We start from the raw sequence: 15814 nt of genomic DNA on the forward strand, positions 1-15814 counted from the left end.
CAGGGGGTAAATTAGTATTCTTATAAAAGTGAAATTAGTAAGACAATTCAACTGTCGTGCCCGCTTCAGTGGCGCGTTTCCGGAGAAGCCTGCACCTGCCCACGATAAGCGGAAGGGCTGATCCCATGATACTTCCGGAAAAACTTATTCAGGTGACTCTGGTCATTGAATCCCAGTTCATGRCTAATTTCTTTTAAGGAAAAAGCGCTGTAGTGTAACCTGTTCTCCAGTAAATGCAGTTTATATTGATTCACATATTCCCGCAGGGTACTACCGGTTTGCTCTTTAAAAAAAGCGCCAAGATAATGTTTGGAATAACCGAAAATAGCCGCCAGCTGCTCTATCTGCACTTCATCGGTTTCGTGAATATGTTCGTGAATATGATGGAGAATGGCCGTCACCCGCGCACCACCCGCAGTAGCCGCTTCCGGTAACGCTTCGCTGGCAGCCTTTTTAATTTTAGTAAATAATGCCTGCAGCAGGAAAAAAATGGTTTCATTGTTTTCTCCGGCTGCCGCCTTCCATTCACTGCTGATCAACTGCACCAACGGCTCCATACCCACTGCGGCCGTGGTGAATATTCGCTGCTCCCGAGCCTGTAGTAATAACCGGTCCAGCTCCTGGTTCCAGCGTTGCTCTAACCGCATATGCCCACTGCCCTGGAGATATACATTGGTAAACTTAATGAAGGTAAAGGTAGTAGCGGAAGTGATGTTGAAATGATGGGCATCGCAAGGCGCCAGCAGAAAAAGACAAGGCCCGTTATAAGGATACTCCACACCCGATATAGTATGCGTACCATTTCCCCGATGAATAAAAATCAATTCAAAATGATTGTGGTTATGCACAGGATGCTGCCACTCCGTAGCCGTAAAATGCGACACTTTCAGGTACTCCAGTTGTATGTATCTCTTCATTCGTTGAAATATACCAATTATCCCCCGCGATGTACAAGTCCGGTGAATCCCCGGCCCGCGATCTTTGTGTTATCAAAATCAATACTAAAAATACAACAGTAATATGAAACAGCATAATAATCGGAAAGTAGCGCTGATAGTAGGCGCACAGGGCGTAATAGGACGTAATTTATCCGCTTACCTGGAAGCGCAGCAGCAATGGGATATCATCGGTTTATCGAGAAGATGCGGCGAAGATAGCCCTCTTGTAACACACATCGCAGTGGACCTGATGAGCGAAGAAGACACCCAAAAAAAACTCGGTCATCTTACCACGGTAACGCATATATTTTATGCCGCCTACCAGGACGCCCCCACCTGGGCAGGACTGGTAGCTCCAAATATGACCATGCTGCAAAATGTGGTCAACGTCGTAACGCCTATCGCTACGCAACTGCAGCATATCAGCCTTATGCAGGGCTACAAAGTATACGGCGCCCACCTCGGCCCATTTAAAACACCTGCCCGGGAATCCGATGCCGGCACCTTTATGCCGCCGGAATTCAATATGTCGCAACAACACTTCCTGGAAAATAAGCAACGCGGCCAATCCTGGACCTGGTCTGCCATACGGCCTTCCGTAGTAGGTGGATTTGCACTCGGTAATCCCATGAACCTCGCCATGGTGATTGCAGTATATGCGGCTATTTCCAAAGAACTGGGAATTCCCCTCCGTTTTCCTGGTAAACCTGGCGCTTATCATACCCTGATGGAAATGACGGATGCCAACCTACTCGCCAAAGCCACTACCTGGGCCGCTACCAGCGATGCCGGCGCCAACAACGCCTTCAACATCAACAACGGTGATCTGTTTCGCTGGTCCGATCTGTGGCCACGCATTGCCCGCTATTTTGATATGGAAGTAGCAGATCCGCTGCCTATACCACTGGCAGAAGTAATGGCGGATAAAGCACCATTATGGAACAGCATGATGGAGAAATATGGATTACAATATAGCTATGAAGAAGTGTCGTCGTGGAAATTTGGGGACTTCGTATTTTCGTGGGACTACGACTTTTTTGTCGATGGCTCCAAAGCCCGGCGGGCAGGGTTTAACGAGTTCGTGGATACGGAAGTGATGTTTATGGAAATTTTCGACAATTTTAAGAAGATGAAGGTGATTCCGTAAGTAGTTTTATTTTTAGATACCCATTTAACCGGAACATCCGGTCAAATGGATATTACTAACACCTATACGCATCGCATGAACCCTGCTATTTTAAGAAACGGGATCACCTGTTTAATACTCATCATTTTTCCATCCCTGATACATGGGCAAAACAATCCTCCCACACATTATGGATTCAGACATCTGCAAACAACTTTCAAAGGAGATACTGTTGACATCTTAATAAAATCTAAAAAAGGAGAAGAAACAAAAAAGAAACCATTATTCCTTTTCTGTCAGGGCAGCTTACCTATCCCATTAATCATTGTGTATGATACCAGTAAAGACAATGGAATTTATAGTGTATTTCCGTTTAACGCTGATAGTTTGAGTGAGCAATATCATCTGGTTATTATTAGCAAGCCATATGTTCCATTGATGATAAATCAGAATCTATTGAACAGCGATTTGACTTACACTGATAATACAGGGAAATACCCGCGAAAATATGTTGAACGAAATCTGTTGGAATATTATGTTGACAGAAATAAACAGGTATTGCTCTTTTTACAAAAACAAAGCTGGGTATCAAAAAAGCAACTCATTGTAGCCGGACATTCAGAAGGGAGTACCATTGCTGCTAAGTTGGCCATAATGACGCCTGCCGTTACTGCATTAATATATTCTGCAGGTAATCCGATGGGGCGGATAATGACTATTATTGAGCGCAGCAGGCAGACAGAAACGAATAGTGTGAGCAACGCAGAAACAGTTATCAATAACTGGGAAAATATTGCGGCGCATCCGGAAAGTATGGAAGCATTATCAGGTGATCCTAATAAAACAACCTGGCAGTTTTCCATTCCACCAATTAACTATCTTAAGATGCTAAAAATTCCTGTTTTAGTAACATATGGTTCAAAAGATGCCAGCGCACCATTTAATGATTATTTAAGAGTGGAGACCATCAGCACAGGACGCAAAAACTTCACCTTTAAAACGTATATAGGTACTGAACACAACTATTTTCCGCTAAAAAAAGATGGCAGTATTGATTACGATATTTTCAACTGGGACAAAGTAGCGGCAGATTGGCGAAGGTGGCTGGCAGGTGAAATCATTAAATGATGATTTGCTCCCGGATAAAAAAAAACGAGATGGAAATAATTTCCATCTCGTTTTTAGTAGTTGCCCAACCTGGATTCGAACCAAGACAAGCAGAACCAAAATCTGCTGTACTACCATTATACTATTGGGCAATACCCTTGTTGTTTGGGATGGCAAAAGTATAACTTTTTTTATTTCTGCAAAAAAAACTTGCAATATTTTTTAAATATTCTTTGCAATCCGCCACAGTCAAGCATTATGAACGGCTCTCACCTGGATGATCAAGCCAACTTATTTACTTTTTCGCTTATCTGTTCAGGCTTTATCCATTCCATACAGGCGTGGTCTCCTCTGAAACAGGGCTTATTCCCAAAAACAGAGCAGGGCCGGCAGCTAAGATCATCGATTTGCACGGCATTATCGGCCGATTGTGCGTAACCCATAAAACCCGCAAAAGGATGCGTAGCGCCCCAAACAGATACCACCGGTACCCCAAACAGAGAGGCCAGGTGCATGTTGGCAGAATCCATGCTGATCATCACATCCAGCTGGCTGATAATGGCCATTTCTTCTGCCAGCGCAAAACGTCCTGCTATCAATATGGTTTGTGGGTATTTAGCCTGCAATTCCGTTAACAAAGCTACTTCCTGCTTCCCCCCTCCCATCAGCAATACCCGATGATGTGGTTCCTGCAGTAATAGCGCCAGTACCTCCGACATTTTCTCCAGTGGATACATCTTTTCCCGATAAGTGGCAAAAGGAGCCATTCCCACCCACTTTTCGGCACTTTTCGCACCAGTGACCGCCGTAATGGATTCCGTTAAAGCACGGGGCTGGAAAACGGGTTTATGGCCCATTTCACAGCGCAGGCCCAACTGCCGGAAAACCACAGCATAACGTTCAATAGTGCTGGTAAGCGGCTGTAGTACTTTATCCTCCTTCCTTGTCAATGCCTTTTTGGCGGCGCGACCTTTATCTATCGCGGCTACTGGTGTACCCGTAAGCCGGAAAAAGGTGCGTATAATCTTTGACCGCAATACATTATGCAAATCGGCTACCGCATGGATACGATGCGCCTTCTTTACTTCCCGGAATAAACGGTATAAACCCTTTACGCCTTTATGTGCGCCCTTTACATCTGCCGGGAAAAAGGTTAGCCGGGGAATGTTGGCACACAAAGCACCCCAGTTCCGGTTGGTCACAAAAACAATCTCCACTTCCGGATTATCCTCCAGCACCTGCTTCATCACAGGGATGGTCATGGCTACGTCGCCCATGGCCGACAACCGGGTAACCAGTATCGTTTTAACAGTGCCCAATGATTGCAGCTTTATTTTTCAGTTTTGTATAAAACAGGGTTCAGAGAAGGATCATTATACATTTTCATCTGCTTATATACCTTCATAAACTTTTTACCTGCTTCAATATCTGCCAGTAACGCCTCTATCGCAGTTCCCAGATCCTGTTGCTGATCCAGCAGAATATTCAGTTTCGTCTGACAGGCTGCCCGGTGCTCCGGTGTAGCATCAGCACGATTGGCCTCCTCCTGCATATGATAAATCTTCAGCGCCAGGATAGACAAACGATCTATCGCCCACGCCGGACTCTCCGTATTAATGCTGGCTGCTGCCACTGGTACTACTTTGCTGTACTTTTCCAGGAAATAGCTGTCGATATACTCCACCACATCGGTGCGCTCCTGGTTGGAACGGTCTATCCAACGCTTAATGCCCAGGGCTTCTACCGGGTCTATTTGTGGATCACGGATAATATCTTCCAGGTGCCATTGCACCGTGTCTATCCAGTTTTTCAGGAAAAGCAGGTGCTCTATGCTGCTCTTTTCATAAGGATTGGAAATGGCCTGATGCACATCGTTATGCTCGTGGTAGGCCGCGATACTTTGGTTAAATATCTTATTGCACAATTGTGTAAACATGCCGCGAAGGTACAAAAAACAGCCATTTTCAATAGCTGAAAGCAGAAAGCAAAAAGCTATTGTAGCGGATAACAAGCCTGGTATTCGCTCCTGTCACTCGCTACAATAGCTTTTTGCTTTTTGCTTTCTGCCTTCAGCTCAAAAAAGAAGCGCATGGTAGAAACCATACGCTTATTGTAAAAGATTGTCATGTGAATGTTCGAGAATGCAAATCGTGAAGGCTTTTAATGGTTATCTTGGGGTTGAGATGCCGTCAAGGTTATACCACCTTAATTTCCTTTTTACCCTAAAATGATGATGCAATACACCACTTGTTGGCAATAATATCTTTATTGACTGTTTATATTGTTTGAATATTGTTTGAACGAAGTAAAAATCACTCACTCTAATGGATATACGTTTTTTGAGGGTATAAATAAAAAATAACTAATCGCTGCAATTGTTAACAAAATCCAAATCACAAATTACAGGGCCGGATCACAGACATTAAATTTCATAAATGGGAGTGGCCTCTTACCACTAGCTTTATGGGACCTCCTATGCTTATGTTGACAATTCCTTTTGTTTAAATATTCTCTATTACTACTGGGTTTTCTAAATTATTAGGGTTCTGTTGGCAGACATCACGTTGTCCGTTTGTCTTAGTGCAAATTAAGAGTGGCCACTGCAGTATGCACTGCAGTGGCCACTCTTTTTTATACAACGTTCGTTGTAAATCTTATATTTTCTTGTCCAATTTAGCTGAATCAAGCCTTCGGCTGACGCGCCATGGCAATGTAATAGAGCGGAATACCCAACAAAATGATGCCAAGACCAGGTATCGTAAACTTACTCTCAAATACCAGCAATAACGCTGCAAGCGACAAAGCCACAATGATATAAATCAGCGGCAGTAGCGGATATCCGAAAGCTTTGTAAGGCCTTTCTATCTCCGGACGCTTACGCCTTAAAATAAAAATACCCAAAATGGTCAGCACATAAAATATCAATACCCCGAATATCACCAGCGCCAGCAAATCATTGTACCGACCCGTCAAACACAGCATAGACGCCCAGGCACATTGTATCCATAATCCATATGCAGGTACACTATGCTTGTTTAATTCACCCGCTTTTTTGAAAAACAATTTATCTTGTGCCATGGTATAATAAATCCGCGCACCTGATAAGATTAACCCATTATTGCAGCCAAAAGTGGAAATCATAATCATCACCGCAATAATTATCGCACCACTCGACCCAAAGATCTTTGCCGCTGCAGCCACCCCTACACGGTCGTTGGCAGCAAAAGCAATTTCATTCAACGGCAATACTGCCAGATACATCAGATTACAACTCACATAAATAATCGTTACAATCAATGTACCCAGGAAAAGAGAACGACCAATATTTTTAGCCGGGTTCTTAATTTCCCCTGCTATGAAAGTCACATTATTCCAGGCATCGCTGGAAAACAATGACCCCTTCATGGAAACAGCAATCGCCCCCATTAACGCCAGACCGGATAACCCTGCTGTTACAATATCCCCATTCAGCGATGTAACAGACGCCGCATCCCAGGCATGCTGCCAGTTAGCCTGCCAGATTTCCTGCTTAGCTCCCACCGCAAACCCGAAAATAATCAGGCCAAATAAAGATAGCAGCTTCGCCAGCGTAAACACCGTTTGTATCAGTTTACCATGATGTACACCACGTGTATTGATAAACGTTAGTAAGATAATAGACACAATGGCCACAATTTGTGCCGCGGAAATCTGCACGATACCTGCATCTAACAAAATATTCTTTTCACTGAACCCGGGAATAAGATAAGCGGTAAACTTGGCAAAAGCCACCGCCACCGCAGCAATAGTACCCGTTTGGATAACGCCGAACTGAGTCCAGCCAAATAAGAAAGCAATAAATGGATTGTAGGCCTCCCGCAAATAAACATACTGCCCACCGGCTTTGGGATACATACCGGATAATTCTCCGTAACTGAGCGCGGCAATCAGGGTAACCACGCCCGCCAATACCCACATGGCAGTAATCCAGCCAGCACCGCCTACACTACGGGCTATTTCGGCTGTTACAATAAAAATACCGGAACCAATCATGGAACCGGCTACGATCATGGTGGCATCTAACAGCCCCAGGGATGGCTTGAAAGATTGAGTTTGGTTGATTTCCATATTGTTATTTATAAAAAATCCCGGTTCCTTTATGAACCGGGACTATAAGGTAGAAAAAATTTCGAAGGTTTTATGCGCTTATTTTGACGCCCCCACACCACTCTCATTCATTCCCTTAATAACATCCGTTGTGACATCATAAGCCGGATCTTTATACAGGATGTTGCTCGCGTTGCTGCGGTAAGAGAATATATAAGCGTAACGTTTGTCTGCATTGAAAGATTTCAGGAAATCGTCCAGTTTTTTCTGCAACTCCTCGTTAAACTTGGTTTGCTGCTCTGTATAAGAAGCACCCAGGTTCTGCGCTTCCTGATCCAGCTGTTGCTTTTTAGCCATCAGACTGCGTTGTGCTGCCTCACCCTGCTCCTGCGTAAGTGTAGACGCTTTACGTTGCAGATCTTCATACTCTGCCTGTAAAGCCCGGGCCTTGCCTTTCAGCTGATTGTCCATCTGCTCTTGCTTCTGCTCCAATAACGCCCTCTTTTCTTTAAAATACTCGAAATGCGCTTCCAGTGAATCCAGATCTACATACGCAATTTTAAAACTTGCTGCTGCCGGAGTACTGTTACCTGCTGCTGGCGTGGCTGGTGTACTGTTACCAGCTTTATTTCCCTGGCAAGACATCAATAATCCGGCTGCTAATGCCGCTAATAATCCTTTTGTCACTAATTGTTTACGAGTGCGCATGTTAATAGGTGGATTTGTGCTTCTTTAGTACATTTTTAAAATGGAACGGCTAAAATAAGGTTTTTACCGGATTTTCATATTCCGATCAACTTTTTTAGCTAGGATTTAACTAATATTAGTGTTTTACCTTCTGCAACAGCACTTCCGGCTCATTGGTGGTAATAAAATCAATCCCATCTTTCAATAACGCATCCATTACTTCCGGTTGATCAACCGTCCACGCATTGGTGGTTACCTGTTGCTGGCGCGCGTTGGCAATCAGTTGCGCATCTTTTTTAAATACCTGCTGGTTGTAATCCAGTCCCCAGATACCATCAGCCCGCAATTGAGCTGGTGTCTTATCACCGTTCAGATAAGCAACTTTAGCAGTCGGGTCCAGCTCTTTTATTTTTTGACAGATGTTATAATCAAAGCTGATGTAAAACATCCAGGCCTGGGCTTTTTTGGCATGCACCATGGCTACTGCCTGCGTAGCCAGTTGCGCTCCCTTCCCTTTGGCAGAAGGTTTCAGCTCCAATACCAGCCTGGTTTTATGCTGCTCCATGATGGTATGGATATATTCTTCCAGCGTAGGTACCCGGTCGCCATTTTTTAACTGCACGGTTTGCAACTCCGCCAGGGTGCTTTCTTCCACCTTCCTGCCTCCTATCTCCGGATCATGTGATATCACCAGCTGATCATCAGACGATAACCAAACATCAAATTCAGATCCTTCACAACCCAGTTTGATAGCATCTTTCAGAGAAGTCAAACTATTCTGACTGCCTTCATGATGCTTCCAGGCACCACGATGTGCAATCACTTTATTACGGATAAACTGGTCTGCCACTAACAGAAAGTCGGCAGTATCATTGCCCGCTTTTATACGCACCGGGTAAACCATTTCTCCATCACCGGCCACACTGGCCTTCTTCTTCAGCTTCAGCTCATTACCACTGATGGTAAATAATCCGGATTTATCTTCCAGAATCACCGCTGAACCTACCTTTCCCTCCTTATCATACACCTTTCCAATAGTGGCATTCTTCTTCTTCAAAGGAATCGTATAGGCATCCAGGTATGGAGCCGTTGCCTGCTGTGCACCTGCTGCTACAGCCCCCAGCATAGCCATTCCACCAAGAAGAAATATCTTTTTATATTGATTCATATAACAAACGTTTGTATGCCTTCCCCTTAATTATGTTGTACTGTCAATATATTAAACCTCGCGGAGTCCAGCGGATAACCAGCTGTCACCAGCGTATACACCTTACCCTTTTGCGTTTGCAGCGGATGATATCTCAATGTCAGTGAAGAATCCACATAATTGAAACGGATGGCATAAGCGCTGTCGCTTGCCAGTGATACAAAAGCAGTCCGCGAAGGGAAAGTCAATCCTTTAAAAAAGATAGGCCCCTGCCCGGAAAGAATATCCATGCCCAGCGGCGTCCTGTTTGGTTTAAATCCCTGACTGAAATTAATCACCCTGAACTTGGCACTGTCGCCGCGCGCCGGAGTCAAATCATCTTCTGAAATAATTAAAAGAGGCTTATTTAAGCTGTCTCCTCCCAGGAATGCGGTGTAGTAGCGGTTATTCCGCAGAAAAATCCCGTTGTTAAATAATATTACCTCCGGCTGTCCTGCCGGCGTAATAATCAGATTATACTTTTGTGCCCGATAGGATTTATAACCGGTCACCGTTTTAAAGCTCACATTGCTGGCAAAAGCAATGGCGTCCAGCCGGATGTCATACTGTACACCATTAGGCAACGCATCAACCACCATAAAATGGCCATGCGTATCAGGCACGGCGCTGTCGCTGTTCTTCTTACATGCTACCAGCAAAGTCAGTCCTATAATAATGGGTATAATCAGGTATTTCATGAAATCCGCTTTCGTTTTTACGGAATCAAAAATAGGTTTTAATTAGTTTTTAATGAGCCCCGGTTAAACAAATATTATTCTTCCCCGTCTATCTCTCACAAACAATTTATTTATCATATAACAAAAACCTGCAACGAAATGAAAATGCCAGCTATCCTGATTCCTGCCCTTATTCTAGGCCTTGTTTCCCTGAATACCAGCGCCCAGAAACGCGCCAACCACGACCGGCAGGATATCCACCACGACCGTAACGACATCAAACATGATAACCATGATATCAGCAATACCAAAAAGGATATCAAACGGGATCGCAACGAAGTAAAACAGGATAACAACGATATCAATCACGACAAAAAAGATATCAATGCCAACCACAAAGACTTACAACATGATCGCAATGATGTCAGCAAAGACAAAAAAGATATCGCACAAGACCGCAAAAACGGCGATACCAAAGACCTCGCAAAGGATAAAGCAGATCTGAAACATGACTACAACGATATTCATCACGACAAAAAAGATCTCCAACAGGATAACAAAGATCTGAATAAAGACCGCCAGGACCGGAACCAGGACAATAAAGACATTCAACAGGATAAGCGTCAATTAAACCGGGAAAGAAGAGATAAAAAACATGATGTAAAAGATTTACAGCACGATAAAAAAGACCTGCAACAAGACGCCGGTAAACAATAGTTTTTATTTGAAAAATCTATACTGCGCATTCATTGAGTTGGCCCCAAAAACGGGTGTTTATTCAACACCCGTTTTCATCTGTTTTCCCCAGTGTATACGCTCCTGAAGATATCGGCAAGCAATAAATATTGATCCAGGAAGATGTATACTTCACGTCCATTGGTTTACTTCAAAAATATAGCGGGTGTTTCCGGTTGGGAGCACCCGCTTTTCTATGTATTGCGCAAGCATTTTACGCACAATAATAACAGCGGGTATAAGATACTTATTTAGTGAGATGAATACCGCTGCGTCCATTCATTCACCACAAAAAAAAGCGGGTATCTCCTGTTGGAAACACCCGATTATATGCGGTTTCCGCGGGTCTCAGGTATTTATTTAGTGAGATAAATACCGCCGCATACATTCATTCACCACAAAAAAAAGAGGATCTCCCCCATTAGAAACACCCCCTTATATGCGGTTTCCGCCAAATAACAACAGCGGGTGTCAGGTACTTATTTAGTGAGATGAATACCGCTGCGTCCATTCATTCACCACAAAAATAAGCGGGTACCTCCTATTGAAAACACCCGCCTATATGCAGTTTCCGCGCAATAACAACAGCGGATATCAGGTGCGTATTTAGTGAGATGAATACTTCAATATCCATTCATCCACCACAAAAAAAGCGGATGTCTCTTATTAGAAACACCCGCCTATATGCGGTTTCCGCGCAATAACAACAGCGGGTATCAGGTGTTTATTTAGTGAGATGAATACCTCAATATCCATTCATTCACCACAAAAAAAACGGATGCCTCCTATTAGAAACACCCGCCTATATACGGTTTCCGCGCAATAACAACAGCGGGTATCAGGTGTTTATTTAGTGAGATGAATACCTCAACATTCATTCACCACAAAAAAAAGCGGGTGTCTCCTGTTGGAAACACCCGCTTTCGTATGTTGAATATGCTTTTCAGCACTATTCTTCTTCGTCGAACTGGAACACTTCTTTAGAAGAGGCCAGGATATCGTATTCTTCTTTAGAACCTACGATCATGTTTTCGAACTCACGTAAACCAGTACCGGCAGGGATCAGGTGACCTGTGATCACATTCTCCTTCAGACCCATCATATCATCGGTTTTACCGTTGATAGCCGCCTGAGACAGTACCTTGGTAGTTTCCTGGAACGAAGCAGCTGAGATCCAGCTGCGGGTGCCGAGAGACGCCTTGGTAATACCTTGCAGGAGTGGGCTGGATGTAGCTGGCTGTGCATCGCGGAACTCAACCAGTTTCTTATCTGCACGACGTAACAGAGAGTTTTCTTCACGAACCTGACGGAGCGTTACAATCTGACCTGCTTTCAGGTTAGCTGATTCACCCGCTTCAGTTACAACCTTCTTATCGAAGATCATATCGTTTTCTTCAAAGAAGTCAAATCTATCTTCAGTATCACCTTCGAGGAAGCGGGTATCACCCGGATCTTCGATGTTTACTTTACGCATCATTTGACGAACAATCACCTCAATGTGCTTGTCATTGATCTTCACACCCTGTAAACGGTATACTTCCTGGATTTCATTTACCAGGTATTCCTGTACAGCAAACGGTCCTTTAATAGACAGGATGTCTGCAGGAGTAGTAGAACCATCGGAGAGAGAAGTACCAGCCTTCACGAAGTCACCGTCCTGTACCAGGATGTGACGTGTTAATGGCACCAGGTATTTCTTGATCTGACCTTCACGGCTTTCGATGATGATTTCGCGGTTACCACGTTTGATGTTACCAAATGCTACCACACCGTCAATTTCAGAAACGATGGCAGGGTTGCTTGGGTTACGTGCTTCGAAGAGCTCCGTTACACGTGGCAGACCACCCGTGATATCTCGCAGTTTACCGATAATACGTGGGATCTTCACAATTACCTGACCAGCTCTCACCTTATCACCTTCAGTGATTACGATGTGGGAACCTACTGGTAAGTTGTATGATTTCACCTCTTTATTACCTTCTACGAGGATAGACGGAATCTTATTCTTGTCTTTGGTTTCAATTACCACTTTCTCACGGTGACCGGTTTGTTCGTCCGCTTCTTCACGGAAGGTGATACCTTCTATGATGCTATCGAAACGAATGCTACCAGGGATTTCAGACACGATAACGGCATTGAACGGATCCCATGTACAGAGCATGTCACCTTTCACTACTTTTTGTCCGTCTTTCACCAGTAAGGTAGAACCGTAAGGGATGTTGTTGGTAACCAACAGACGATCATTTTTCACGTCCATGATACGCAACTCACCGGTACGACCGATAACGATCTGTACTTTTTCACCCTGGTTATTTTCGTAGGTGGTAGTACGTAAGCCATCAAATTGAACAGTACCATCAAACTTAGCTGGCAAACCGGATTCAACGGAAGTAGAACCGGCCACACCACCCACGTGGAAGGTACGCAGTGTCAACTGAGTACCAGGCTCACCGATGGACTGCGCAGCGATGATACCTACAGCATCACCTCTTTGTGCAGTATAACCGCTCGCCAGGTTTTTACCGTAACATTTCACGCACACACCACGACGGCTTTCGCAAGTCAGTACGGAGCGGATTTCTACGGTTTCAATCGCACTTTCTTCAATTCTGTGTGCAATTTCTTCAGTGATTTCAGCACCTGCTGCTACGATCAGTTCCTCGTCGTTATGAGGATCAAATACATCGTGCAGGGAAGTACGTCCGAGGATACGGTCGTACAGGGTTTCGATCACTTCTTCATTATCTTTCAATGCAGAAGTAGCGATACCACGGAGGGTGCCACAGTCTTCCTCATTGATGACAACATCCTGCGCAACGTCTACCAGACGACGGGTCAGGTAACCCGCATCCGCCGTTTTCAACGCCGTATCCGCAAGACCCTTACGGGCACCGTGCGTAGAGATGAAGTATTCCAATACGTTCAAACCATCTTTAAAGTTGGACAATACCGGGTTTTCGATGATCTCGGAACCGGTAGATCCACTCTTACGCGGCTTAGCCATCAGACCTCTGATACCAGCCAGCTGTTTGATCTGCTGCTTGGAACCACGCGCACCGGAATCCAACATCATGTATACTGAGTTGAAACCTTGCTTGTCTGTTGCCAGCTCACGGATCAGGGTTTCAGTCACCTTCGTATCCACACGTGACCAGATATCAATGATCTGGTTATAGCGCTCGTTGTTGGTGATCAGACCCATGTTATAGTTATCCCAAACTTCTTCTACTTCACCAGCTGCACCATCAATCATGTCTTGCTTAACGTCTGGGATGATCAGGTCATTAATGTTAAATGACAGACCACCGCGGAACGCCATGCGGAAACCTAATTGTTTGATGTCATCCAGGAACTTCGCAGTTTTAGGGATGTCAGTTGCTTTGATGATATCACCGATGATTTCACGCAGTGATTTCTTGGTCAGCAGGGCGTTTACATAACCGGCTGCTTTAGGTACGAACTGGTTGAACAGTACGCGGCCTACAGTAGTTTCGATCAGTTTTCTTTCCAGCGTACCGTCTACATTTCTTACGTCCGCTTTCACACGGATGTGAGCATGCAGGTCAATGCGGTCTTCATTCAGCGCGATGATTACTTCTTCAGCAGAATAGAAGGCTTTACCTTCACCTCTTACTACTACATCGCCCATTGTTTTCTTACCCTTGGTAATGTAATACAGACCAAGAACCATGTCCTGTGAAGGCAGGGTGATTGGCGTACCATTCTGCGGGTTGAGGATGTTGTGAGAAGACAGCATCAGCAGTTGGGCTTCCAGGATTGCAGCGTTGCTCAAAGGCACGTGAACCGCCATCTGGTCACCATCGAAATCCGCGTTGAACGCAGAACACACGAGTGGGTGCAACTGTATCGCTTTACCTTCTACCAGTTTAGGCTGGAATGCCTGGATAGACAAACGGTGCAGGGTTGGTGCACGGTTTAACATTACCGGGTGACCTTTCAGTACATTTTCCAGGATATCCCAAACTACCGCTTCTTTACGATCTACCAGCTTCTTAGCTGATTTCACGGTTTTAACGATACCTCTTTCAATCAGCTTACGGATAATAAACGGTTTGAATAACTCAGCCGCCATATCCTTAGGCAAACCACATTCGTGTAATTTCAGTTCAGGACCTACCACGATAACAGAACGTCCGGAGTAATCCACACGTTTACCGAGCAAGTTCTGACGGAAACGACCTTGTTTACCTTTCAGTACGTCTGACAGTGATTTCAGTGCACGACCACCTTCCGCTTTCACCGCGTTGGATTTACGGGAGTTGTCGAACAGAGAATCCACCGCTTCCTGCAGCATACGTTTTTCGTTACGAAGGATCACCTCAGGTGCCTTAATTTCGATCAAACGTTTCAGACGGTTGTTACGGATAATTACCCTGCGGTAAAGGTCGTTCAGGTCGGAAGACGCGAAACGGCCACCATCCAATGGAACTAACGGACGCAGTTCTGGTGGTACTACCGGGATATATTGCATTACCATCCATTCAGGACGGTTTTCTACACGACCATTGGCTTCACGGAAAGCTTCCACTACGCTCAGACGTTTCAGCGCTTCCGCTTTACGTTGCTGGGAAGTTTCAGTAGCTGCCTGGTTACGCAGCTGATAAGAAAGGCTGTCCAGATCAATACGGGCCAGCATCATTTCTACCGCTTCCGCACCCATTTTAGCAATAAACTTGTTAGGATCTTCATCCGGTAACAGTTGATTGTCTTTTGGTAAGGTGTCCAGGATATCCAGGTATTCTTCTTCAGTGAGCAAATCACCGTAGTTCATACCTTTCTCCTGTTTCATACCCGCCTGGATAATCACGTATCTTTCGTAGTACACGATGGTTTCCAGTTTCTTGGAAGACATTCCAAGCAGGTAACCAATCTTGTTAGGCAGGGATTTGAAATACCATATATGTACAACGGGAACCACTAAACGAATGTGACCCATTCTTTCACGACGTACTTTCTTCTCCGTTACCTCAACACCACAACGATCACACACAATACCCTTATAACGGATACGCTTGTATTTTCCGCAATAGCATTCGTAATCCTTTACAGGCCCGAATATTCTTTCGCAGAATAAACCATCACGTTCCGGTTTGTAAGTACGGTAGTTGATGGTTTCAGGTTTCAGCACTTCACCGTATGAACGCTCCAGAATAACATCCGGAGAAGCCAGACTAATGGTAATGCTGTTAAAATTTGATTTAGGACGATTTTCTTTCTTGATAGCCATCTGTTATTAGCTTTTAGCTGTTAG

11 protein-coding genes and 1 tRNA gene are annotated in these 15814 nt (G+C 44.6%); 3 read left to right on the plus strand and 9 right to left on the minus strand.

What is annotated here, in order from left to right; all coding sequences use genetic code 11:
* Positions 1-65 precede the first annotated feature (65 nt).
* Complete coding sequence (locus AC1DFM_RS05245; protein ID WP_477075679.1) at positions 66-917, minus strand: helix-turn-helix domain-containing protein; 852 nt, start codon at positions 915-917, stop codon at positions 66-68.
* A gap of 103 nt (positions 918-1020) precedes the next feature.
* Between AC1DFM_RS05245 and AC1DFM_RS05250 the strand changes: the two genes are divergently transcribed.
* Together AC1DFM_RS05250 and AC1DFM_RS05255 are read left to right on the plus strand one after the other, a co-directional pair.
* Entirely contained in the window at positions 1021-2085 is a 1065-nt protein-coding gene (locus tag AC1DFM_RS05250; RefSeq protein ID WP_477075680.1) for an SDR family oxidoreductase, read from the plus strand.
* A 366-nt stretch (positions 2086-2451) separates the two neighbouring features.
* The gene (locus tag AC1DFM_RS05255; protein ID WP_477075681.1) at positions 2452-3192 is read left to right on the plus strand and encodes an alpha/beta hydrolase family protein; all 741 of its coding nucleotides are present in this window, start codon (positions 2452-2454) and stop codon (positions 3190-3192) included.
* A 60-nt stretch (positions 3193-3252) separates the two neighbouring features.
* Here the strand turns inward: AC1DFM_RS05255 and AC1DFM_RS05260 are convergent.
* From AC1DFM_RS05260 to AC1DFM_RS05290, 7 genes are all read right to left on the minus strand, one after another.
* Positions 3253-3323 (minus strand) — tRNA-Gln (locus AC1DFM_RS05260).
* Between the two features lie 129 nt (positions 3324-3452).
* Positions 3453-4490: a glycosyltransferase family 9 protein gene (locus AC1DFM_RS05265; RefSeq protein WP_477075682.1), complete on the minus strand. Its 1038-nt coding sequence runs from the start codon at positions 4488-4490 to the stop codon at positions 3453-3455.
* Positions 4491-4501: 11 nt separating this feature from the next.
* Positions 4502-5107: a DUF4254 domain-containing protein gene (locus AC1DFM_RS05270; RefSeq protein WP_477075683.1), complete on the minus strand. Its 606-nt coding sequence runs from the start codon at positions 5105-5107 to the stop codon at positions 4502-4504.
* Positions 5108-5853: 746 nt separating this feature from the next.
* A complete protein-coding gene (locus AC1DFM_RS05275) occupies positions 5854-7278 on the minus strand; it encodes an APC family permease (RefSeq protein ID WP_477075684.1) in 1425 nt (474 codons plus the stop codon).
* 78 nt (positions 7279-7356) lie between these two features.
* Positions 7357-7965 (minus strand): OmpH/Skp family outer membrane protein, encoded by a 609-nt coding sequence (locus AC1DFM_RS05280; RefSeq protein WP_477075685.1) that lies wholly within the window; start codon positions 7963-7965, stop codon positions 7357-7359.
* Positions 7966-8080: 115 nt separating this feature from the next.
* Entirely contained in the window at positions 8081-9112 is a 1032-nt protein-coding gene (locus AC1DFM_RS05285) for a glycerophosphodiester phosphodiesterase (protein WP_477075686.1), read from the minus strand.
* A gap of 26 nt (positions 9113-9138) precedes the next feature.
* Positions 9139-9828: a DUF4397 domain-containing protein gene (locus tag AC1DFM_RS05290; protein WP_477075687.1), complete on the minus strand. Its 690-nt coding sequence runs from the start codon at positions 9826-9828 to the stop codon at positions 9139-9141.
* Between the two features lie 138 nt (positions 9829-9966).
* On the opposite strand from AC1DFM_RS05290, the gene AC1DFM_RS05295 reads away from it, so the two are divergent.
* Complete coding sequence (locus AC1DFM_RS05295) at positions 9967-10524, plus strand: hypothetical protein (RefSeq protein ID WP_477075688.1); 558 nt, start codon at positions 9967-9969, stop codon at positions 10522-10524.
* Positions 10525-11491: 967 nt separating this feature from the next.
* Here AC1DFM_RS05295 and rpoC read toward each other — a convergent pair.
* Positions 11492-15790, minus strand: a complete 4299-nt coding sequence (rpoC, locus tag AC1DFM_RS05300) for a DNA-directed RNA polymerase subunit beta' (protein WP_477075689.1) — start codon at positions 15788-15790, stop codon at positions 11492-11494.
* Positions 15791-15814 lie beyond the last annotated feature (24 nt).

The sequence above is a fragment of the Chitinophaga sp. 05T412 genome, from assembly GCF_056396465.1.